Here is a 20,545-nt window from a genome sequence, read left to right on the forward strand (position 1 = left end):
CGGCGGGTAGTGCTTCATCACCATCTGAACGGGACTCCTGTCCACCCGGATCGTCAGGATCCAAGTGTGTCTGGTGTCCAACATCCAGGGTCAAGTCCCCGGAGTACTACTGCGGCAACTGTGGGAAGGTGCACCACGTCGTGGTGCAGGACACGTCGCCGGACGCGCGGAACTTCGACAACACCAGCGGTGTGTTCGGCGATCTCAAGGCCGGGTACCTCAACGCGGCGGCCTTGGACGCCAAGTACGCGGGCCGGTCCCGGTCGTACCTGCAGATGCACACGGCCCCGATCCTCGGCAAGCACATCATCAGGGCGACGTTGGCGACCCGGGTGATCCACACGTTCAGCTGTTCGCCGTCGGCGACGGAGTTGTTCGTGAGCCCGCCCGTGGACGCGAACACGACGTGGGCCAACCAACCGGGTTGGTACTACCGCTTGTCGGAGACCAATGTCGCGAACAACGCGGCGTACTGCCCCAGCGCGGGCAACGCGGAGTTCGACGCCACGGCCGCGGTGCGGCAGGCAGCGAACGAGGGTTGGGGTTGGACGACGTTCTTGTTGCAGGCCAAGAACGAGTGGGAGCTGGACGAGTCCTGGCGGAAGTTCGACCTGAACCCGTACCTGGAGGTTGCGTACAACAGCTGGCCGTACATGCCGACGGCGTTGGGCATGGAGGGGTGGGGGCCGAACCCGACGGACGCGATCCCGTGCGTCATGGGTGCGGGTCGGCCCGCGGTGTTCACGCGCACGCCGCGGTTGCGGGCGCGGATGAACGACCCGGACGGCGGCATCATGGACGCGATGTTCCGGGTGTTCGACGGTATCGCGCCGGTCTCGGCCGAGACCGGCACCAACATCTACGTGAACGGAATCCCCGCGGGTTCGTACGCGGAGGTGACCATTCCGCCGAACCGCATCACGCGCGACGACCTGTACACGTGGCGGGTGTGGGGCAGTGACCACGGTTTGCTCACGGGCTACGTCGACTGCGAGTTCGAAGTGGACAGCAGAGCGCCGGGCACACCTGTCGTCTCCTCGACCGACTACCCCGCCACCGGAGGACCGCACGGCAGCGTCGGCCGGACGGGCACGTTCACCTTCAACGTCGGCACCCTGACCGGGCGCAACAACACGATGGACGTCCGTCGTTACGGCTGGTCCCTCAACGACGACACCGCCATCACGCACTCGGTCGCCGTGCAGTCGTCCGACGGCACGGTGACGGTGCCGGTCACCCCGACGAAGGCCGGGCTGAACACGTTGTACGTGACGGCGTTCGACCGCGCCGGCAACCGGTCGGCGGCCAGTGCGGTCTACGTCTTCAACGTCGCGGAACCGGCCGACCTGATGGCGGGGTGGCACTTCGACGAGGTGAGCGGCACGGTCGCGGAGGACAGCGCGGGCAACCACCCGTTGACGGTGGCGGGCGGCTCGTTCACCGCGGGCTACGCGGACAACGGCCTGACCTTCACCGACGGCATCGCGGTGTCGTCCGGCCCGGTCGTCGACACCTCACGCGCGTTCTCGGTGTCGACGTGGGTGAAGTTGGACCGCACGAACGGCTACTTCACCGCGGTCAGCCAGGACGGCGGCAGCGCCGGCTCGTTCTTCCTGGGTTACAGCGAGGACCTCAACGGCTGGACCATGGCCGCGCCGTACGGCGACTCGAAGACCTCCCTGTTCGCGCGGGCGGCGTCGACCAGTCCGCCGGTGACCGGTGTGTGGACCCACCTGGCAGGCACGTACGACCCGGATCTCGACGCCATGAAGCTGTACGTCGACGGCAAGTACCAGAGCACCGCCACGGTGGAGGCATGGACCGGGACCGGCGCGTTCGTGGTCGGCGCGGCGAAGTGGGACGGCATCCGCGTCAACCACTTCGCGGGCTCGGTCGACCACACGCTGGTCTGGGACCGGGTGCTGGGCGCTGACGAGGTCGCGGCTCGAGCCAACCTGGCAGTGCCGCGCGCCCGGTACGCGCTCGACGAGCGATCCGGCGCCACCACCGTGGACCAGGTCTCGGGCCAGAACGCGACGCTCACCGGTGGGTACGCGTGGGGCGGTCAGCCGGTCGCGTCGGCGGCGAGCGAGGACAAGTGGCTCAACCTCACGTCGGCCGGCACGGGCCAGGTCCAGGCTCCGCGCCCGGTGAACCTGCGCACCGACCGCTCGTTCACCGTCAGCGCGTGGGTCAAGCACTCCGGTGCGGCCGGCACGCGTCGGGTGGCGGTGAGCGGCCACGACAGCCAGAACTCCCCGTTCACGTTGGGCTACAACGGCTCGCTGTGGGAGTTCACGATCTCGGGTTCCGGAGGGCGCACGTGGAGCGCGTTGTCGGACACCGCGCTGATGCCGGACAGCTGGGTCTTCCTCGTCGGCAGGTACGACGCGGTGACGGGGCGGATCTCCCTTGACGTGGACACGGTCCGGCAGATGACCTACGCCGGTGCGACCTCCGACGGCAGTGGAGTCGTCGGGCGTCAGACCACCTCGCACCTCTGGCTCGGGCGTGCCACCGCAGCGGGCGTCGGCGTCGCGCCGTGGCTGGGTGACCTGGACGACGTCCGGGTCGGCTCCGGTGTCCTACCGACCCCTGATGCCAGGGCCTTGTACGACGCGACGCTCCACTTCTGAGCTACCACACCGATCGATCCGCTGGATGAAAGGCCGTGTTGTGAGCGTGTCCCCACGTGTATGGGCCCGGAAGGCCGTCGCGTTCGGTGTGGTGGTGGTGCTGGCCGCGTCGACCGGTCAGGCCGTCGCCGCCCCGGTCGGGCCGACGGCCTGGAACGTCTCCGAACTCCAACGCGAGGAGTCCGTTCCGACTCACCCCGTCCGGGTCAGACCGCTGCCCGCCGATCCGGCTGCCGCTGCTGTGGTGTCGGCTCCGGGGACGAGCGCGGTGTGGCCCAAGGCGGCGGCCGGTGAGGTGGACTTCGCGGCCTCGGGTGGTACGCCGGCGCAGGTGGCGGCACGTGCGGCGGGGCGTCCGGTGCGTGCTGCCGGGACGCCGGTCGCGGTGGGCTTGAAGGGCCAAGCCGAAGCGCGGCAGGCGAAGTCGGGCAAGGTCCGCGTCCAGGTGCACGAGCGGAAGTCGGACGCGGTGTTGTTCAGCGTCTCGGATGCCGGTGGTGTGCGGGGCAAGCCGCTGGACCTGACGTTCGACTACTCGTCGTTCAAGTCGGCGTTCGGTGGTGACTACGCCGCCCGGCTGCGTCTGGTGACGCTGCCGTCGTGTGCGGTGTCCACGCCGGAGAAGGCGGAGTGCCAGGTCGCCACGCCTGTGGAGGGCGCGGAGAACAACACGGCCGCGTCTGTGCTGTCGGCTCCGGTGACGGTGGAGTCGGAGCCGGTGGTGTTCGCGGCGATGGCGGCGGCGTCGGGCCCGGCGGGCAGTTACGGGGCGACGTCGTTGGCTCCGGCGGGGTCGTGGAGCGCGGGTGGTTCGTCGGGTGATTTCACCTACGGCTACCCGATGCGGGTGCCGCCGGCGATCGGTGGCGCCGCGCCGAAGGTGTCGTTGGGTTATTCGTCGCAGAGCCTGGACGGTCGGACGTCGTCGACGAACAACCAGGCGTCGTGGGCCGGTGACGGCTGGGACTTGGCGCCGGCGGGGTTCATCGAGCGGCAGTACAAGCCCTGTGGCCTGGACCTGGGCGGCAACAACGGTCAGACCAAGACCGGTGACCAGTGCTGGGCCACGGACAGCGTCTCGATCAGCCTGGTGGGTGTGTCCGGCAAGTTGATCCGCGTCGGCACGACCGACCAGTGGCGCGCCGAGGCCGATGACGGCGCGCGCATCGAGCGCCTGGAGAACGCGGTCAACGGCGACAACAACGGTGAGCACTGGAAGGTCACCACGCCCGACGGCACGCAGTACTTCCTCGGGTTGAACCGACTGCCGGGGTGGACTGCGGGCAAGCCGGAGACGCAGTCGGCGTGGACGATGCCGGTGTACGGCAACCACGCGAACGAGGAGTGCCACCAGCCGGGGTCGTTCGACACCTCGTGGTGCCAACAGGCGTACCGGTGGAACCTTGACTACTCGGTCGACCCGCACGGCAACGTCACCACCTACTACTACCACCGCGAGTTCAACCACTACGGCCGCAACGCCAACGCCGCCAAGGGCACCGAGTACGTGCGCGGCGGGTGGCTGGACCGCGTGGAGTACGGCCTGCGCAGCGACAACGTCTTCGCGCACCCCGGCGCCAAGGTCAACTTCGAGACCGCCGAGCGCTGCCTGCCCGGTGGCGCGGTGACGTGCGACCCGTCGCAGCTCGACACCTCCACCGCGGCGAACTGGCCGGACGTGCCCACCGACCAGATCTGCAACGTGGGCGAGCAGTGCACCCACCGCCTGACGCCGTCGTTCTTCACGCGCAAGAAGCTCACCAAGGTCGTCACCCGGGTCTCGGACGGCGGCGCCGGGTTCCGCGACGTGGACTCGTGGGCGTTGGAGCACGAGTTCCTCGGCACCGGTGACGGTCTCGCGCCGGCGATGAACCTGAAGTCGGTCAGGCACGCCGGCCTGGTCGGCGGCAGCGTGGAGCTGCCGGCGACGGTGTTCGGCCACAAGGCGTTGCCCAACCGGGTCGACACCGGCACCGACAACCGGCCGCCGATCACCCGGCACCGGATCGTGGCGATCACCGGTGAAGCGGGCAGCCACACGCAGGTCGAGTACAGCGACAAGGAGTGCGTGGCGGGGACGACGATGCCGGCCGCGCCGGAGTCGAACGCGTTGCGCTGCTACCCGTCGTGGTGGACGCCGGACGGTGGGTTGACGCCCGAGCTGCACTGGTTCCACAAGTACGTGGTCACGTCCGTCGTGGACGACGACCGCACCGGCGCGTCGAGCCTGATCAAGACCAACTACACCTACGTGGGTGACCCGGCCTGGCACTTCGACGAGGCCGAGTTCGCCGAGCCCGAGCGGCGCACGTGGTCGCAGTGGCGCGGGTACGGCACCGTGCGCACCACCAAGGGCGACCCGGCAGGCACGCAGTCCGTCACCGAGGTCGTCTACGGCCGCGGCATGGACGGCGACAAGCTGCCGTCAGGCACGCGCGAGGCGTCGATCACCGACTCGGAAGAGGTGGCGATCCGCGACGTCAAGCGGCTTCGCGGTTTCGTCCGCGAGACCCGTCAGTTCAACGCCGGGCAGCTGGTGTCGGCGTCGGTCAACGACCCTTATCTGCCCGACACCGCGACCGCGACGAACGTGGCGGGGGACAAGGCGTACGTGACCGGCATCGCCTCGGTGCGTGGGCGGACGTTGCTGGAGAGCGGCACGTGGCGACGTACCCGCGTGGACAAGGCCGACTTCACACCTGAGGGTGTGGCCGCGCGCACCGAGGACCACGGCGACACCGCGGTGACCGGTGACGAGTCCTGCACCCGCTCGACGTTCGCCCGCAACGAGACCGCCTGGCTGCTCACACTGGCTTCGCAGGTGGAGACCGTGGCGGGCACGTGCGCGGTGACCGCGTCGCCGACCACGATCCAGTCCCTCGCCCGCTCGTACTACGACGGCCAGGAACACGGAGTCGCACCCACCCGCGGGCTGATCACCAAGGCCGACGTGCTGGACAAGTGGGACGCCGCGGGACAGACGTGGGTGACCGCGTCCCGGGTGACCTACGACGCCGTCGGCCGTCCGCTGGACGTGTGGGACGCGCGTGGCGAGAAGACCACCACCGACTACACCCCCGACATCGGACCACTGACCGAGATCTCCAGCACCAACCCGCTCGGCCACGTCACCAGGGAGTACCTCGACCCGGCGTGGGGCCTCTCGACCGCGTCGGTGGACGCCAACAACCGCCGCGCCGACCTGACCTACGACCCGCTCGGACGGCTGACCGCCGCGTGGACGCCGGGGTGGAGCAAGGCCGAGGGACGCAACGCCAACGCGGTGTTCGAGTACCAGTACAACACCGACCGCCCCAGCGTCGTCGTCACCAAGCAGTTGCAGGAGAACAACAGCTACCTGACGGCGTACACGCTCTACGACGGGCTGCTGCGCGAGCGCCAGTCGCAGGCCCCTTCCCCGGGCCCCACCGGCGGGCGGCAGGTCTCCGACATCTTCTACGACTCCCGCGGCCTGCCCTACAAGACCAACGGCGTGTGGTGGAACAGCCAGGCGCCCAGCGACGTGTTGGCAGGGGTCTACGACAACGAGGTCCCGGGCCAGACCGTCACCGAGTACGACGGCATGGGCCGCCCGACCGCCGCGATCCAGCGCAAGTTCGGGATCGAGCAGTGGCGCACCACGACCTCCTACGGTGGGGACCGCGTCAAGAACACCCCGCCCAAGGGTGGCACCGCGACCACGCTGATCAACGATGCCCAGGGCCGCACGGTCGAGAAGCGTCAGCACACCGGCGGCGTCGACAGCCCGTTCGACACGACGACGTACGCCTACAACGCCGCGGGCCTGCTCAGCGTGCTGACGGACCCGGCGGGCAACCAGTGGCGCTACACCTACGACCTGCGCGGTCGGCTGGTCGCGACCGACGACCCGGACACCGGCCACAGCACCGTCGCCTACGACGCCGCCGGCCAGGTCCTGTCCACCACCGACGCGCACGGCCGCACGATCGCCAACGCCTACGACAAGCTCGGCCGGCTGACCGCCAAGCACAAGGACTCGCTCACCGGCACCAAGCTGGCGTCGTGGGAGTACGACACCCTGACCGGTGGTGTCGGCCTCCTGACGTCCTCCACACGCCACGTGGACACGCGGGACTACAAGCGCGCCGTCTACGGCTACGACCTGGCGGGCCGGCCGACCGGCGAGCTGGTGACCATCCCGTCCGGCGAAGGCGTGCTCGGCGCGACCTACGAGCTGCGGCAGACCTACTACAACGTCACCGGTCTGCCCAAGTCGACCGTCTACCGCCCCGTCACCTCCGGCACCCAGCCGATCTACCCGCAGGAGGTGGTGACGGCCCACCACAACTCCAGCAACGGCGCGCTGGAGTCGACCACCTCGAACCTCGGTGTCTACGTCGGCGCGACCGGCTACTCCAGCTTCGGCGAAGTCCTCCAGCTCACCTACAACGACCCGACCCCGAACGCGGCCAAGAACGTCGAGGTGACCAACACCTACGAGATCGGCACCCGTCGCCTCGAACGCACGATCGCCAGCCGTGAGACGACCACCGGCAGCCGCCTGGCCGACCGTTCGTTCAGCTACGACCCGGCCGGCAACATCACCAAGGTCGCGGACACCCCGGAAGGTCGCGTCGCCGACATCCAGTGCTTCGGCTACGACCATCTGCGCCGCATGACCGACGCCTGGACCCCGTCCACCGGCGACTGCGACGCCGTCAAGTCCACCACCGCGCTGGGCGGCGCCGCGCCGTACTGGCACTCCTGGACGTTCGACGAGACCGGCAACCGCCTCACCGAAACCCAGCACTCGACAGGCGGCGACACCACCCGCACCACCGACTACCCGGACCCCGGCACCCCTCAGCCGCACACCGCCCTGTCGGTCCTCACCAAGGGTCCGAACGGTGACGCGGAGGACACGTTCGCCTACGACGCCACGGGACGCACCACGTCACGCATCATCGGCGGCGACACCCAAACCCTGCACTACGACGCCGAGGGCCGCGTCTCCCGGATCGTCAACCGCGACGGCATGCCCGACCAGACGGAGTCGACCTACCTCTACGACGCCGACGGCAACCGCCTGATCAGCCGCGAACCCTCCGCGACCACGCTGTACGTCTTCGGCCAGGAAATCCGCCTGGAAAAGGGCACGACCACCCCGTCCTGGACCCGCTGGTACAGCCACGGCGGCCAAACCGTCGCCGTCCGCAACAGCATCACCGGCCTGAAGTGGCTGATCCCCGACCACCAGGGCACCAACCAACTCTCCATCGCCAACGACACAGCCCTGACCGCCACCCAACGCCGCCAAACCCCCTACGGCGCCACCCGCGGCACCGCACCCCCGTCCTGGCCGGACCGCCTGGGCTTCGTCGGCGGTCGTAACGACGAGTCGGGCCTGACAAGCGTCGGCGCCCGCCTCTACGACCAGTCCTCGGGCAGGTTCCTCACCGCCGACCCGATCATCGACAACAACGACCCGCAGCAGCTCAACGGCTACGCCTACGCCAACAACAGCCCTGTCACCTACAGCGACCCGACCGGCCTGCTCAAGGACTGCGGTCCCGACGGCGTGCTGTGCGGCGGCAAGGAAAAGAGCATCCAAGGGCCGAACTGGGAGGAAGAGAAGCGGGTCTACCAGCATCGCGAGCGGGTACTGCAGCAGCTGAACAGGAACAACGACACGGCTCTGAAGAACAGATTGGCCGACGAGGGCATCAGCTGGGAGGACTACCAGCAGGCCCTCGCCGACGCCCACAAGACCAAGTGGGACGTGATCAAGGAAGTCGCCTGGGAGGTCCTGAAGGAGATCTCGGGCTGGAACGACATCGTTGACTGCTTCACCAAGGGCGACATCTGGGCCTGCGGCGGCCTCGTCGCCGGCCTGGTCCCGTGGGGCAAGGTCGGCAAGATCCTCGAAGCCGGCTACAACGCCGTCAAGGCCGTCAACCGCCTCGCCGGCATCGTCGACAAAGCCAAGGGCGTCCTCCGCCGAGTCCAAACCATCGCCGACGACGTCACCCGCGCCGCCACCGAACAGTTCCAGAAGCTGACCTCGAAGGGCAGCACGAGTTGTGCCCTGCACAGCTTCGTCGCCACGACCCTGGTCCTGATGGCCGACGGCTCCACCAAACCGATCTCCGAAGTCGAAATCGGCGACAAGGTCAAAGCCACCGACCCCACCACCGCCCAAACCACCGACCGCTCCGTCGTCGCCACCATCGTCCACACCGACGAAGACGACATGACCCGCCTCACCGTCACCGGCGAAGACGGCACCACCGGCAGCGTGGACGCCACCTCCTGGCACCCGGTCTGGGTCGACGCCGAAGGCCGCTTCGTCAACATCGGCGACCTTAAGCCCGGCCAGCGCCTTACCTCGGTCGACGGCACCTCGCCGACGGTCACCGCCGTCGACCGGTACAAGCATTACGAACCGGTCTACGACCTGACCATCGAGGGCATCCACACCTACTACGTGTGGACCGCAATCACGTCTGTGCTCGTACACAACTGTCCTCCGTCCCAAAAGCTCTTGAATGAGGCGGACAAAGCAGAGGTCGCGGGCGCTGAATTCGCCGCCGAGTACACGTCCCCATCGGGTCAGACGTACCGCTCGCACAACAAGGAGCAAATCGCCACACCGAATGGTATGCTCGATGTCTTCGACGAATTTGATCACCACGGCGGGTGTGCTGAGACCAAGTGCCTTATCAAGGCTTATAATGCTGAAGGTCCTGATGCCATCCGCGGCGGTCACATGGATGTCGTTCACGTGAGCGACACAGATGACTGGTCGCATGGAGATGTGGCTCGTCCGTGTGGAAGGTGTGCACGGCTCCAAGGGGGTCTTTTCATTGGGTGACCAACCGGAGGTCCCCGAGCATCGGTTCAGTTCGCCGGTGCTCGAGGCACTGGAGGCAGCTGGATGGCGGTCAGGCAGGAGGGCGGACCTCTCCGAGATCGAGGATGCCCTTACCCGGGCTGGGTATGTGCTGCACGAGCGGTTCATGTCGTTCGCGGCGGAGTTCGCGGGTCTGCGGGTCGAGCCCGTCCTCGTGGAAGGGCCGAACTTCGCCAATGACGAACCGCTGTGGATCAACCCGAAGCACGGCGTCCGCTACCTGGACGAAGTGCGGACGCTGCGAGAGATCACCGGGGAGGATTGGAACCCTGTTGGCTGGTGGTTGAGCAACAGTCATGTCTTCATGGGGAGCAGTGGGCGGATGCTGGCTCACTTGGACGGATTAGTGTGGGAGTTGGGACGGACACCCTGGGAAAGCGTCGAGTTTGCCGTGATGCCCACCCGGCCGCTGGTGTGCCTGTGGTCGGCTCCCGGCCGTCGGCCGTGGCCGCGTCCTGTTGAAGGGCGGGGACCCCGGAACACCTGAAGAATGGTGGCGATGGTCGGAAGTGGAGCGGTTCGCAAATCGGTCTCTGTCGCAGGACTGCGGGCGCTGTCTGCGCTCGGCGAGTCACCATGAGGGTCAGCTGCACTGATGGCACAGCAGCCTCTCCTGGGCCGGATGGGTTTCCTTCTATGGAACGATCCGACACCAGGTGAGGCTGTCGGCTACGCGTCTACGACCGGGCTCCATCACGGCAGGTTATCCGTGCGAGGTGATCAAGATCCACGTCGAGGCTTTCAAGGGTGGATGATCGAGACCCATTCGGGTGCCACCGCGTTGAACAAGCACGACGGTCTGCAGCAGGTCTTCAAGTGGCTGATGCTGAACGAGGAGGACATCGACCGCTCGATGGAATGGGTGAAGCAGCCCCAGGTGCGGAAGAAGCTCATCCGGTTATCGGCGACGACGACACGAAGCGGGTTTAGATACCTGCAAGGGCAAGGATCGACCTCGACGCTCCGGACAAGCGCCCACGACACCTCCAACTGCTCGCCGCCGACCCGTCGGAAGACACCAACCCCGACGGGTGCTCGCCGTGGTCGTGTCGGTCCGGGGTATCGGTCGACACGGATGTGGCTGCGTGACGGCGGTGGCGGCCACGATCGAGGTATCGGCCGTTCGGGGTGGAGGGCGCTACTTTTCGTCGGCGGCCCGCGGCCATGCCGTGGGCGTCGTGTTGATCGTTGCGGGGGTGGGGCATGGAGTCCGCTGATTCCGGTGGGTTGGTGCGTGTCGTTCTGCCGGACGAGGTCGTCGAGTGCCTCGCCGCGTTGACGACGCTCGCACGCACGTGGACCGAGCGGGTTCCCGCCGATCCCGACGCGTTGCTGACGGCCGAGCAGCTGGGGGAGTTGCTCCAGCTCTCACCACGCACGCTCAAGGACCAGGCCGCTGCCGGGGTGCTGCCGCATCACCGGTTCGGCAAGCACTACCGGTTCTCCCGCAACGACATCAGCGCGATCCTGCGGCTTACCCAGCAGTCGGAGAAGCCACAGCGCAGGCGCCTGAACATCCTCTGATCAAGGAACGGGAGCACTACGTGGCATACGGGGAACGAGAGTCGAACGGCCCTAACGGGTGGCGATGCCGGTACAAGCGGCCGGACGGCACCTGGGGTAGCAAGGCGGGCTTCTCCTCGGAGAAGGCTGCGAAGGAGTGGGGCGCTGAGCAAGAGGCGTTGATCCGTCGGAACATGTGGATCGATCCGAGGGACGCGGAGACGCCGTTCGGTGAGTTCGCCGAGGAGTGGTACGAGGCGGTCTCGCCGCGTCTTGAACCCAACACCAGGGTCAAGTACCGGTCCTACATGGACAACCATCTGCTGCCGCAGTGGCGTCTGTGGCCCATGATCGGCGTCTTCAACGGCTACTATGTCGAGATCGAGCGGTGGCTGTCGAGGTTGCACGACGAGGAGTACGCCGAGTCGAGCATCGCCTCGATCTTTGCCACCTTCTCGACGATCCTCAACGCCGGGGTGCGGGCGAAGATCATCCCGGCCAACCCGTGTTACGGCGTCAGGGTCACCGGCGGTGAGTTCGAGAACGAGCGGCTGTTGGCCACGCCGGTGCAGGTGCTGCGCGCGGCGATGAGGTTGTACGAGTCGGAGATGGGACTGTCCGGTTTCACTCTCTGTCTGCTCGACTTCTACACCGGAGGCCGGTGGAGTGAACTCGTCGGCCAGGAGCGGCACGAGTACGACGAGGCCGAGCGGGCGATCACCATCCGGTACCCCCTGAAAGAGGTCAACGGGAAGCTGCTCAAGGCCGGTGCCGAGGTGTCGCACGACCGGCCCACGTCCAGGCCGGATGTAGGCCATGCCACGCCTCGCCGTACGAAGGGCAAGCGGGGGAGGACGAAAACTCCGGCGGGGACGAGGCCGATCGCGTTGCCGCCGAGCATCGCTGTGTTCTACGAGACACTGCTCGACAGCCATCGCGGGTCGTTCGTGTTCACCTCGCCCGAGGGGACGCTGCTGCGCCGGGCGAACTTTCGGCAGCGGTTCTGGCGGCCGGCGTGGGACGGACGCAAGTCCGACCAACCGGGTGCTCGCGGTCACGTTCCGGCGATCCTGCCGTGGATCACCTTTCAAGAGGGCCGGCACACGCACGCGACCTGGATGGTCGAGGACGGGGTGCCGCAGGTCGCACGCCGGGCGAGGCTCGGGCAGAAGATGAAGGGCATCGCCCGGGTCTACGACCATGTGACCAGCGTCATGAAGGCTCAGCTGATCAACGGCCTCGAAGCCCGGTGGCTCGGATCGCTGCTGGCGCTCCGGGACGACGAGCTGGCCACAATCATCGGATGGTTCCCGCACCTGAGGGCCACCGCCGCTGACCTACGAGCACTACCCAGGGAGAAGATCGTCTCCGATTCGTCTCCTTTGATCTTGCACGACGTGCAAGAAGCCCGGCCTCAAGATCGAGGACCGGGCTTCTGACCTGCATGTATAGCTAGTGGACGATACTGGGATTGAACCAGTGACCCCTACCGTGTCAAGGTAGTGCTCTCCCGCTGAGCTAATCGTCCGAGGCGGAGACGGGAATCGAACCCGTGTACAGGGCTTTGCAGGCCCTTGCCTAAGCCACTCGGCCACTCCGCCATGATTCCTGAAGGCTAGCACTCAGGAGTCTGGCCTGAGCCCAAGGGGCCCTCTGCCGAGCGGATGACGAGACTCGAACTCGCGACCCTCACCTTGGCAAGGTGATGCGCTACCAACTGCGCTACATCCGCATGCTCCGTGGATTTCTGGGAACTTTTCCCTTTTGGGGCTGTCGTTCCGGTCTTCCCCGGTGCGAGAGGAACTTTATTACATGCACCGCAGCGGGATCAAATCGGGGGGTCCTTGACCTCCTCGCGGGCCCGCTACCTGCGCTTTTACGTCAGATCGGTGGAGATCAGGTGGGTCAGGGCCTCGTCGACGTCGACCCACAGGTGCTCGTTCCCGGGCACCACGACGTCGTACGTCCGGTCGAGGAAGTCGGCCAGTTCCTGGGCCGAGGCCTCGAACATGGCGTGACCCGACGGCGAGCTCAGTTCGATCACCACGACCTCGGGGTCGTCGGCGGCCGGGCGGATGCGGACGTCGCCGTCACCCGCGTCGGCGATCAGGCCGTCGGCGAGCAGATCGCGGGCGAAGACCCACTCCACCCATCCGGCACGGCCGGTGCGGAACGCGGCGACTACCGCGTACGGGTCTTTCGTGTCATAGCGAAGCTCCACCTGCACCGGGACGGCCGGGGTCCTCGGCGCCAGCAGGTCGAAGACCGCTGTTGAGCGGAGTGTCACGTGGTCATTGCGCATCGTCGTTACCCTCTTCTCCCTTCCCGGCCAATGGAACGACCGAGTTCTCTACTTGTGACGTATATGTGGCGAGGAACGCTCGACTTCAGGTGGTTTATCACCCGATTGGGGCCATCCAACTCCACTGGGCGACCACCTCGATGCGTTCCGTGTCCACTGGGTCCAGGCTGCTCCCATCTTGCTGGGTTTGGCCTGAACCCGGTACCGGCTGTTGCGCGAATGTTGGACGTGAGGACCTCTCGTGGCTGACTCACCTCCGCCGCGTCGCGACACCGGCCGGCGTCCCACCGCCGTGGAGCTCGCCGCACGGGTGACGGTGGGTGACCGCACGGCAGTTCGGTGACTCTACGACCGGTACGCGAAACCGGCGTACTCGCTCGCCCGGCGCATCTGCGCCGACCCGGCCTGGCCGAGGACGTCGTCCAAGAGGCGTTCCTGGCCCTCTGGCGCAACCCCGCGGCCCACGACCGCTCACGCGGCGGATTCGGCACGTGGCTGATGACCGTGGTGCACCACCGCGCCGTTGACGCAGTCCGCCGCGAGAACACCCAGCGTAGACGAAGTGCGCCCTTGTCCGACGAGGTCTCTGAGCGCAACGTCACACCCGAGGAAGGCGCGGACCACGCCGCGTTGGCCGCTGTCGTGGGCGCCGAAGTGCGTGAGGCGCTGCAACGGCTTCCCGAAGACCAGCGAGAGGTGCTGACGCTGGCCAACCTGGGCGGTTACACGCAGGTCGAGGTCGCGGCGTTGACCGGCATACCGCTTGGCACGGTGAAATCGCGCACGTTCGCCGCCATCCGCGGACTGCGCGCGGCGCTGCACTCGGCATGGGCCGGCGAGACCGGCGGCGGCACGATGGGAGCACAACGGTGACCCGGGATCAGAACGACGACCGGTGCCCTCAGGAAGAGCTCGCGGTCGGGTACGCGATGCACGCGCTCGAACCGGGCGAGGAAGCCTCGATGCGCGACCACTGTCGGGGTGCGCGCGGTGCCAGGAGACAGTCCGTGCCACGCAGGAGGCGACGGCCGCGCTGGGTGGGTCGGTCCGCCAGTACGACCCGCCGGAGCGCCTGCGTACACGTCTGATGGATGCGATCGAGCACACGCCGCAGGTGCACGTGGCGGAGCAGCCGGTTCGCTGCAGTCACGGCGACGTGACCGGCCCGGCGGGTGGGGCGCAAGCTGCTCCTGGCCGCGGCGGCGCTCGTTGTGGTGGCCGGGATCGGTGTCGCGGGCGTGCGGTTCGGCCAGCTGAACGACCGGGTCGCGCAGCAGGACGTGCGAGCTGGGCAGTTGGAGCGCGCGCTGCGGATCGCGGCCGACCCTTGTGCGACCCGCGCCGTGCTGCAGGACAGGTCGGGCGACGCGGTGGCCGTGCTGCTGTCCGTCGACGATGCGGCCGCGATCGTGCCCACGGACCTGCCGCCCAACGACGCGGCGCGGCAGATCTACGTGGTGTGGGACCAGCATGCCGGAGCCTGTGGCGTTGGCCACATTCGATGTCACGGCGGGCGGTTCGGACGTGCGACTGCCGGCGTGGTCGCTGGACGCCCACCGCCACGACGACTTCGGGATCTCGCTGGAAGAAGGCCGCACGGCGCCCGCGCGTCCGTCGGCCGTCTTGGCATCGGGCCAGGTAGGCCCCGCCTGAGTCCCGGATGAGCGATGATGTGCGTATGAGCACAGAACAGCGCGAAGACACCGACAAGGGCGCGGAGCACCGCCACTGGTTTCGCCGCAACCCCGCGCTGAACATGACCTACCGCATCGGCGTCGGCGTGGTCGGCGGCTTGGTGCTGGTCGCGGGCGTGTTGATGATCCCGTACCCCGGCCCGGGCTGGTTGGTCGTCTTCGCCGGCCTGGCGATCCTGGCGACCGAGTTCGAGTGGGCGGGCCGGGTGCTGAGGTTCGCCAAGCGCTACTACGACGCCTGGGTCGCGTGGTTGCGTCGGCAGAACCTCTTGGTGAAGGGCCTGGTGCTGGCGGGCACCGGCCTCGTGGTGATCCTGACGTGCTGGCTGCTCGGTGTGTTCGCGCTGGTAGGTGGCTGGTTCGGACTCGAGTGGACGTGGTTGCAGAGCCCGATTTTTGGTTCGCGGGGATGATGTTGTAAGCTATGACCACACCGCGAGAGCGGGAGTGAGAACCGAATACGGGCGTTTAGCTCAGCGGGAGAGCGCTTCGTTCACACCGAAGAGGTCACTGGTTCGATCCCAGTATCGCCCACAGTGTGTTTTACCTGGTCAATGGCCTGCAGACGATCACTGTCTGCGGGCCGTTGATCGTTTCGGGGAGCATCTGGGGAGCAAACGATCTTGACCACAACCGTATTTGCGAAGGTGGTCACGGTGTCGTGCTCCCCGTTTGCTCCCGGGTTTGCTCCCAGCGGTGTTGGAGTGCGGCGAGCATGGCGTCGATCATGGGCTGTGTGACGTGGGAGTAGACGCCCATGACGCCGTGGAACTTGTGGCCGATCCTCTTGTGCTGGAGGACTTCGGGGACGCGGTCCTCGATGAGCCAGGTCTTGTGGGTGTGGCGTAGGTCGTGGAAGTGCATGTCGGGGTTGATCCGCGGTCGGCCGGTGGCGGTGTCGCCGCGCAGGGCGGGTAGCCAGACGCGGCGGCGGAAGTTGGAGCGTCGGTGGAAGCCTCCGTCGGTTCCGGTGAACACGAACCGTGCGGTGGGGTGGCGGTCGTGGTGCTGGTCGAGCAGGTCGGCCAGGAATTCGGGTAGGTGCACGGTGCGGACGCTGGCGGGGGTTTTGGGCGGTCCGAGGGTGAGCTTGCCGCCGACCTCGTGCAGGGCGCCGTCGTGGGCGTCGACGCGGATCTCCCGGTTGGCCGTGTCGACCCGTGTCCATTGCAGTCCGGTCAGTTCACCCCACCGCAGGCCGGTGTAGGCGGCGGTGACGATCAGGGCGGCGTTGTCGGGGGACACGCGGGCGGCCAGGCCGGCGATCTGGGCGGTGGTGGCGTGGGGTCGTTCGGGTTGGTCGCCGTTGGTGAGGCGGAGTTTGCGGCAGGGGTTGGCGCCGATCAGCCCTTCGTCGACGGCTTCGCCCATGATCCGCGACAGCAGGTTGACCACATCACTGACGCTGCGCTCGCCCAAGGATCGTCGCAGTTGCTTGGCCCAGATCTTGACCACCATCCGCGACAGGTCGCCGAGTTCGGTGTCGGCGAAGCGGGGCAGGATGTGGTTGCGCAGATGGGAGTCGTAGGTCGCCCACGTCACTGCGCTGACGTCGTGGGCCTGTACCCACTCCTGCACCCAGTCGCCGAACCGGGTCTGCGCCAGCCGGGGATCGACGAACCGTCCCCGTCGCTGATCGGACTCCACGTCCTGCGCCCGGTTCTCGGCCTCCTCGCGCGTGTCGAACCCGTTCTCGGTGAACAACGATCCGTCCGGCAACCGGTAGCGCACCCGGTACCCGTCACCGCGTTTCTCCGCCCAGGCCATGTCAGTCTCCTCTGACTCTTCGTCGGATATCAGTCCGTCGTGGACGACGGCCGACGGACAGTGACGCTCTATACCCGTTGTGACGCAAGTGAACTGTGTTCAGCCCTGTCGCCGCCGCGAATACGGACCGTGTGCCTCCGGCCGGGACATGGCGTCGCGACGGGCGGAGCGGGATCCGCGGTGGACGATGGAGCGCAGGTCGGCGTCGGAGAACCGCAGATGCTTGCCCAGCAGGGTGCACGGGATCTCCTGCCGCCCGGCCATGCGGCGCAACCACGACTCGCGCACCGACAACGCCCGCGCCGCCTGCGCCGGGGTGTGCAACAGCCGCCCGCCACCCGCTCGGTCCGGAAGCTCCGGAGCGATCCGGTCCAGGTCGGCCGTTGCCTGCCTGTCGGCGTGGTGGTCGGAGGATCCGTACGCGTGGTCGGGGACTTGGTTCACCATGAGGGCCTCCGGTAGAGGAGTGATGCCGCGGTGCGACACCGGTCAGCACCTCTCAACTCCGCTGGAAGGCCTCAAAAGCAACACAGCCGCTTCAAGTTTCTTCGACTTGACCGATCCGGAGATGTCGGCGGACGAACGGCGACCGCTCTACTGGGGGTCAAGGGGTCGCAGGTTCAAATCCTGTCGTCCCGACGGTCTGAAGAAGCCCGCTCGATCTGGATGTTTGCCCAGGTCAGCGGGCTTTTTCGTGTATCGGTGTCGATCTTGACGCGATCGTCCACTATGGAATGTACTGGCCGGTAACCCGGTTAGTGGGAGGCTTTTGGGAGGATCGCGTCGCGTGGGTGAAATGGGGTCGCGTTAGCTAAAGCGAATTATGTCGCCCGTTCGGGTGTTCTTCCTGGTCACGGCTGGCGTGTGTGGCGACGGCCGTCCGGGTGGTCCGCTGGTGCGATCTCGTGAATGGCGCGAAGCGGCACCCGGCCGGTGGGGCGGTGCCTGTGGCGGCGCCGCTGTGGTTCTTCGCGCAGCGGTCGTTTGGGGCGGTGCTCCGGTGTGATGTCCCGGCTGCGGGAACGGCCGTAGGGGCACGGCGGGATGTGCTCCTGGGGAACGGCGGACGGCTGTGGTGTCAGAGTGTCATCGCCGTGCTGGCCTGTGGATCCGGAGGACCTGCGCAGGTTCGAATCCCCGGCAGGAGCACCAAAGGATGGGAACAGGGCTGACCAGGGGATTCATGATGGCAGCTTGGTCATCGAGTCGTCTTTTGGGTTGCCTGCACCAAGGTGACCATGTCGAGCATGCGGAAGCCGGCGCAGCGAGCGCGGCGAACCGAGGTCAGTGCTGTGGGGCTCTGGATCCGTCTTTCTGGAGAGGCGGATCTGTCGGGAGCAACCCCAGAGATCTCAGTATGCGTCCGGTGTCGGCTCCGTCAATGATCATGTAGGAACGGGGGCGCCGGACGTCGTGGGCGTAGGCGTCCATCATGCTGACTACGCTGGGCTTGATCTGATGACAGTGCTGAAGGACGAGCAGTTCCGCAGGCTCGGTGAACAGCCGGTCGATCTGGTCCCCGTTTTTGCCTAGGGCCTTGACGTCCATGGCCCGAGGGTGGCCTGGGCCCTTGAACAGCCACGCGGCCGACATCTGGCGCCCACGGGCGAACACCCGTGACGTGTAGAGGTCGGAGCGCTCACCACCCCAGTCCTTCGGAATGTACGACTCGCCGATCACCCTCGCGAAGGCGTGCTTCACCGTGTCCTCCGACACCCGCAACACCGCTTCACCTTCGGCCGCGGCGAAGGGGGATGCGAAGTCGATTTTGCTGAACTGGCTGATGTCGCTGGGGTAGATCCGCGCTCCCGGTGCCGGACCTCCCGCGGCGAGGTCGTCGTCGACGAACGACCGGACTCCGATGAAGAACGGCCTGAGTTCGACTCGCTGCGCCTCGAGACCGGTGACCGTCCCGATCAGATAAACCCGCCGGCTGCCGACGATGCCGCCGGGTGCGGACGCACTGGCTACTCTCGCTGCGTTGAACGTCCCGGTGACGAGCACCGGCTCGTTCGCCTCGAGCACCGCGGTGAAGCTGGCTGGCTTGAAGCCGCGAGCGTCGCGGTCGCGGTCTCGCTGGAACGTGAACTCCAGTTCAGTGCCTACGACGTGACCCTCACGCAAGTCCTGTTCCAGGACGCGCCTGGCCAGTTCACCGACTCCCAGAGGGACGAGCGCCTCGGCGAGTTCTGCGGCGAGCGCGTAGGGAAAGGCTGCTTCGGGATCGCTCCTGCGGGCAGACCGCGCCCGTGCTGACTCCGTCCGCCGCTCGCCGAGGAGTGACTGAACCTGGTCCTGGTGCAGGAAGTACGGCTCGAGCGCGATGCGCGTCATCGACGACATGATCCTTTCGGCTGAGGTGGACCAGAACTTCTGCGCATGGTGGTGTTGGGACGAAAAGGGTCACGGGACGTCCTCGATTAGGCGAAGGAACTCGTCCACGTCCTGTGGCCGGTCGGCTGGCCTGTGTTGGGTCGCCTCCGCTACTACGACTGTCCACGGTCCGCTGGTGGGCAACAGTGGGAGGTTCTGCTCCGGTCGTTCTCCTGTCAGGATGGCCGCGATGAGCCGTCCGATGCTGTAGATGTCGGTGGCCGCCGTCACGTGGTGGGGGTTTCCAGATGCCAACTCCGGCGCGGCGAATCCCTCGGAGCCGAAGCCGGTGCCGGTCCTGGTGCGGCCCGGTGCGCTGGTTTCGCCCCGGGGTTGCCGCCCCAGCCCCCAGTCCGCCACGACCCACATGCTGTTGAGAAGCAGGACGTTGGCAGGCTTGATGTCGCGGTGGATCCTGTCGTCGGCATGTGGGCGGCGCAGTCCGTCGCAGACCGCGGTGACGAGATCCCGGAGGGTTCCTGCTTCCCGCTGTAGGCGGTCCACGTGACCCTCAGCGCTGCCCTCCGCGAGCGGCATGACGAACCACCGGCCGTCGGGGTCGGAGTCCAGGACCGGCATGACGTTCGGATGCTCTCCGTAGAGGCGTCCGATGGAGATCTCGCGGCGCATGCGGTGCAGGGCGTCCTCATCGCCGTAGCGGAGTCGCTTCAGGGCAACGGGGATGCGGGTGTGTTTGTGCACGCCGCTGTAGACCGCACCCTGACCACCTTCGGCGAGAGGTTCCTGGTCCCTGTCGTAGTCGGACTTCGTGCCGCGCTCGAGCCACCGTACAGCGGCCCACGGCGCGGTCGCGCCCAGCTCAGTCGAGACGTCGTCGGCGAGCAGAGAGCGGGCCACCTCGACGACGTGGTCCCGGTACGGCCCGTCCCGGTGTCCACGAAGGATGGTCAGCAGCGGCCGTGCGGCGGGATAGTGCGTGAGCTGGCCGACCAGACGGAGTGCCTCCGCGTCCTGGGCCGCCCGCCGTTCGCCGCGCTGGCTCTTGTGTTCTTGCCGGGCAGCGTGCAGTTCGAAGTGAGGGACCCAGCCCAACGGAGGATGGCGGATCGTACCCGACACGTACTCGTGCTCGAGACCGACGCACCCGGCTCGGGCCAAGGCGAGCGCCACGTGATCAGCCCGATCGCCGAACTTGGTCGTGATGGTCTTCCATCGGCGCGGCGCTGTGGTGGCCCAGTTCCAGTCGGCTTCGTTGACGAGACCGTCTGGCTGTTGCGGGGGAGTAGGTGGGTGTGCGCGCAGGTGCACCCGCCGCACTTTGGGGCGGCCGGCGCGGTCACGGCCGAAAGTACCGTCGGTGTTCGTCGGCTGAGCGTAGGCGCAGAGTCCCTCGGGCACGCCAGGATGGCCGGGCATC

The 20,545-nt window shown here is 67.3% G+C and carries 13 protein-coding genes and 4 tRNA genes; 9 read left to right on the forward strand and 8 right to left on the reverse strand.

Going from position 1 to position 20,545, the window contains the following annotated elements:
- Positions 1–128: 128 nt before the first annotated feature.
- The 5 genes from ADK67_RS47840 (at position 129) to ADK67_RS47860 (ending at position 12,470) form a co-directional block, all read left to right on the forward strand.
- Entirely contained in the window at positions 129–2,636 is a 2,508-nt protein-coding gene (locus ADK67_RS47840) for a LamG-like jellyroll fold domain-containing protein (protein ID WP_157621661.1), read from the forward strand.
- Between the two features lie 46 nt (positions 2,637–2,682).
- Positions 2,683–9,489 (forward strand): RHS repeat-associated core domain-containing protein, encoded by a 6,807-nt coding sequence (locus tag ADK67_RS55010; RefSeq protein ID WP_157621662.1) that lies wholly within the window; start codon positions 2,683–2,685, stop codon positions 9,487–9,489.
- Positions 9,490–9,526: 37 nt separating this feature from the next.
- Entirely contained in the window at positions 9,527–10,015 is a 489-nt protein-coding gene (locus ADK67_RS47850) for an SUKH-3 domain-containing protein (RefSeq protein ID WP_053723298.1), read from the forward strand.
- 743 nt (positions 10,016–10,758) lie between these two features.
- The gene (locus ADK67_RS47855) at positions 10,759–11,052 is read left to right on the forward strand and encodes a helix-turn-helix domain-containing protein (protein WP_231648718.1); all 294 of its coding nucleotides are present in this window, start codon (positions 10,759–10,761) and stop codon (positions 11,050–11,052) included.
- Between the two features lie 173 nt (positions 11,053–11,225).
- On the forward strand, positions 11,226–12,470 hold the full coding sequence (locus ADK67_RS47860; RefSeq protein WP_053723309.1) for a tyrosine-type recombinase/integrase: 1,245 nt from the start codon (positions 11,226–11,228) through the stop codon (positions 12,468–12,470).
- A 17-nt stretch (positions 12,471–12,487) separates the two neighbouring features.
- On the opposite strand, the gene ADK67_RS47865 is transcribed toward ADK67_RS47860, so the two are convergent.
- The 4 genes from ADK67_RS47865 to ADK67_RS47880 form a co-directional block, all read right to left on the reverse strand.
- Positions 12,488–12,559, reverse strand: a tRNA-Val gene (locus tag ADK67_RS47865).
- Position 12,560: 1 nt separating this feature from the next.
- A tRNA-Cys gene (locus tag ADK67_RS47870) sits at positions 12,561–12,632 on the reverse strand.
- A 58-nt stretch (positions 12,633–12,690) separates the two neighbouring features.
- Positions 12,691–12,763, reverse strand: a tRNA-Gly gene (locus ADK67_RS47875).
- 144 nt (positions 12,764–12,907) lie between these two features.
- Positions 12,908–13,333 carry an SsgA family sporulation/cell division regulator gene (locus tag ADK67_RS47880; protein WP_033435346.1) on the reverse strand — a complete coding sequence of 142 codons (426 nt, stop codon included), beginning with the start codon at positions 13,331–13,333 and terminating at the stop codon, positions 12,908–12,910.
- 339 nt (positions 13,334–13,672) lie between these two features.
- Between ADK67_RS47880 and ADK67_RS47885 the strand changes: the two genes are divergently transcribed.
- The 4 genes from ADK67_RS47885 to ADK67_RS47895 all read left to right on the forward strand — a co-directional run bounded on the left by ADK67_RS47885 (position 13,673) and on the right by ADK67_RS47895 (position 15,561).
- Complete coding sequence (locus tag ADK67_RS47885) at positions 13,673–14,206, forward strand: RNA polymerase sigma factor (RefSeq protein WP_231648719.1); 534 nt, start codon at positions 13,673–13,675, stop codon at positions 14,204–14,206.
- Between the two features lie 299 nt (positions 14,207–14,505).
- Positions 14,506–14,997: a hypothetical protein gene (locus ADK67_RS52000; protein ID WP_157621663.1), complete on the forward strand. Its 492-nt coding sequence runs from the start codon at positions 14,506–14,508 to the stop codon at positions 14,995–14,997.
- A 14-nt stretch (positions 14,998–15,011) separates the two neighbouring features.
- Complete coding sequence (locus ADK67_RS47890; protein ID WP_231648720.1) at positions 15,012–15,440, forward strand: TIGR02611 family protein; 429 nt, start codon at positions 15,012–15,014, stop codon at positions 15,438–15,440.
- A gap of 49 nt (positions 15,441–15,489) precedes the next feature.
- A tRNA-Val gene (locus tag ADK67_RS47895) sits at positions 15,490–15,561 on the forward strand.
- Between the two features lie 117 nt (positions 15,562–15,678).
- On the opposite strand, the gene ADK67_RS47900 is transcribed toward ADK67_RS47895, so the two are convergent.
- The 4 genes from ADK67_RS47900 to ADK67_RS47915 all read right to left on the reverse strand — a co-directional run bounded on the left by ADK67_RS47900 (position 15,679) and on the right by ADK67_RS47915 (position 20,526).
- Positions 15,679–16,794: a tyrosine-type recombinase/integrase gene (locus tag ADK67_RS47900; protein WP_053723300.1), complete on the reverse strand. Its 1,116-nt coding sequence runs from the start codon at positions 16,792–16,794 to the stop codon at positions 15,679–15,681.
- A 99-nt stretch (positions 16,795–16,893) separates the two neighbouring features.
- A complete protein-coding gene (locus ADK67_RS53235) occupies positions 16,894–17,241 on the reverse strand; it encodes a helix-turn-helix domain-containing protein (protein WP_053723301.1) in 348 nt (115 codons plus the stop codon).
- Positions 17,242–18,078: 837 nt separating this feature from the next.
- A complete protein-coding gene (locus ADK67_RS47910) occupies positions 18,079–19,128 on the reverse strand; it encodes a hypothetical protein (protein ID WP_157621664.1) in 1,050 nt (349 codons plus the stop codon).
- Between the two features lie 69 nt (positions 19,129–19,197).
- Positions 19,198–20,526: a serine/threonine-protein kinase gene (locus tag ADK67_RS47915; protein WP_157621665.1), complete on the reverse strand. Its 1,329-nt coding sequence runs from the start codon at positions 20,524–20,526 to the stop codon at positions 19,198–19,200.
- Positions 20,527–20,545: the final 19 nt, after the last annotated feature.

This window comes from Saccharothrix sp. NRRL B-16348 (assembly GCF_001280085.1).
GTDB lineage: Bacteria > Actinomycetota > Actinomycetes > Mycobacteriales > Pseudonocardiaceae > Actinosynnema.

Bases quoted from the DNA above. Each gene is read 5' to 3' on its own strand.
- ADK67_RS47860 (WP_053723309.1), top strand. From the start codon at position 11,226: ATGTGGATCGATCCGAGGGACGCGGAGACGCCGTTCGGTGAGTTCGCC.
- ADK67_RS47880 (WP_033435346.1), bottom strand. From the start codon at position 13,333: ATGCGCAATGACCACGTGACACTCCGCTCAACAGCGGTCTTCGACCTG.
- ADK67_RS47890 (WP_231648720.1), top strand. From the start codon at position 15,012: ATGAGCACAGAACAGCGCGAAGACACCGACAAGGGCGCGGAGCACCGC.
- ADK67_RS47900 (WP_053723300.1), bottom strand. From the start codon at position 16,794: ATGGCCTGGGCGGAGAAACGCGGTGACGGGTACCGGGTGCGCTACCGG.
- ADK67_RS53235 (WP_053723301.1), bottom strand. From the start codon at position 17,241: ATGGTGAACCAAGTCCCCGACCACGCGTACGGATCCTCCGACCACCAC.
- ADK67_RS47910 (WP_157621664.1), bottom strand. From the start codon at position 19,128: ATGACGCGCATCGCGCTCGAGCCGTACTTCCTGCACCAGGACCAGGTT.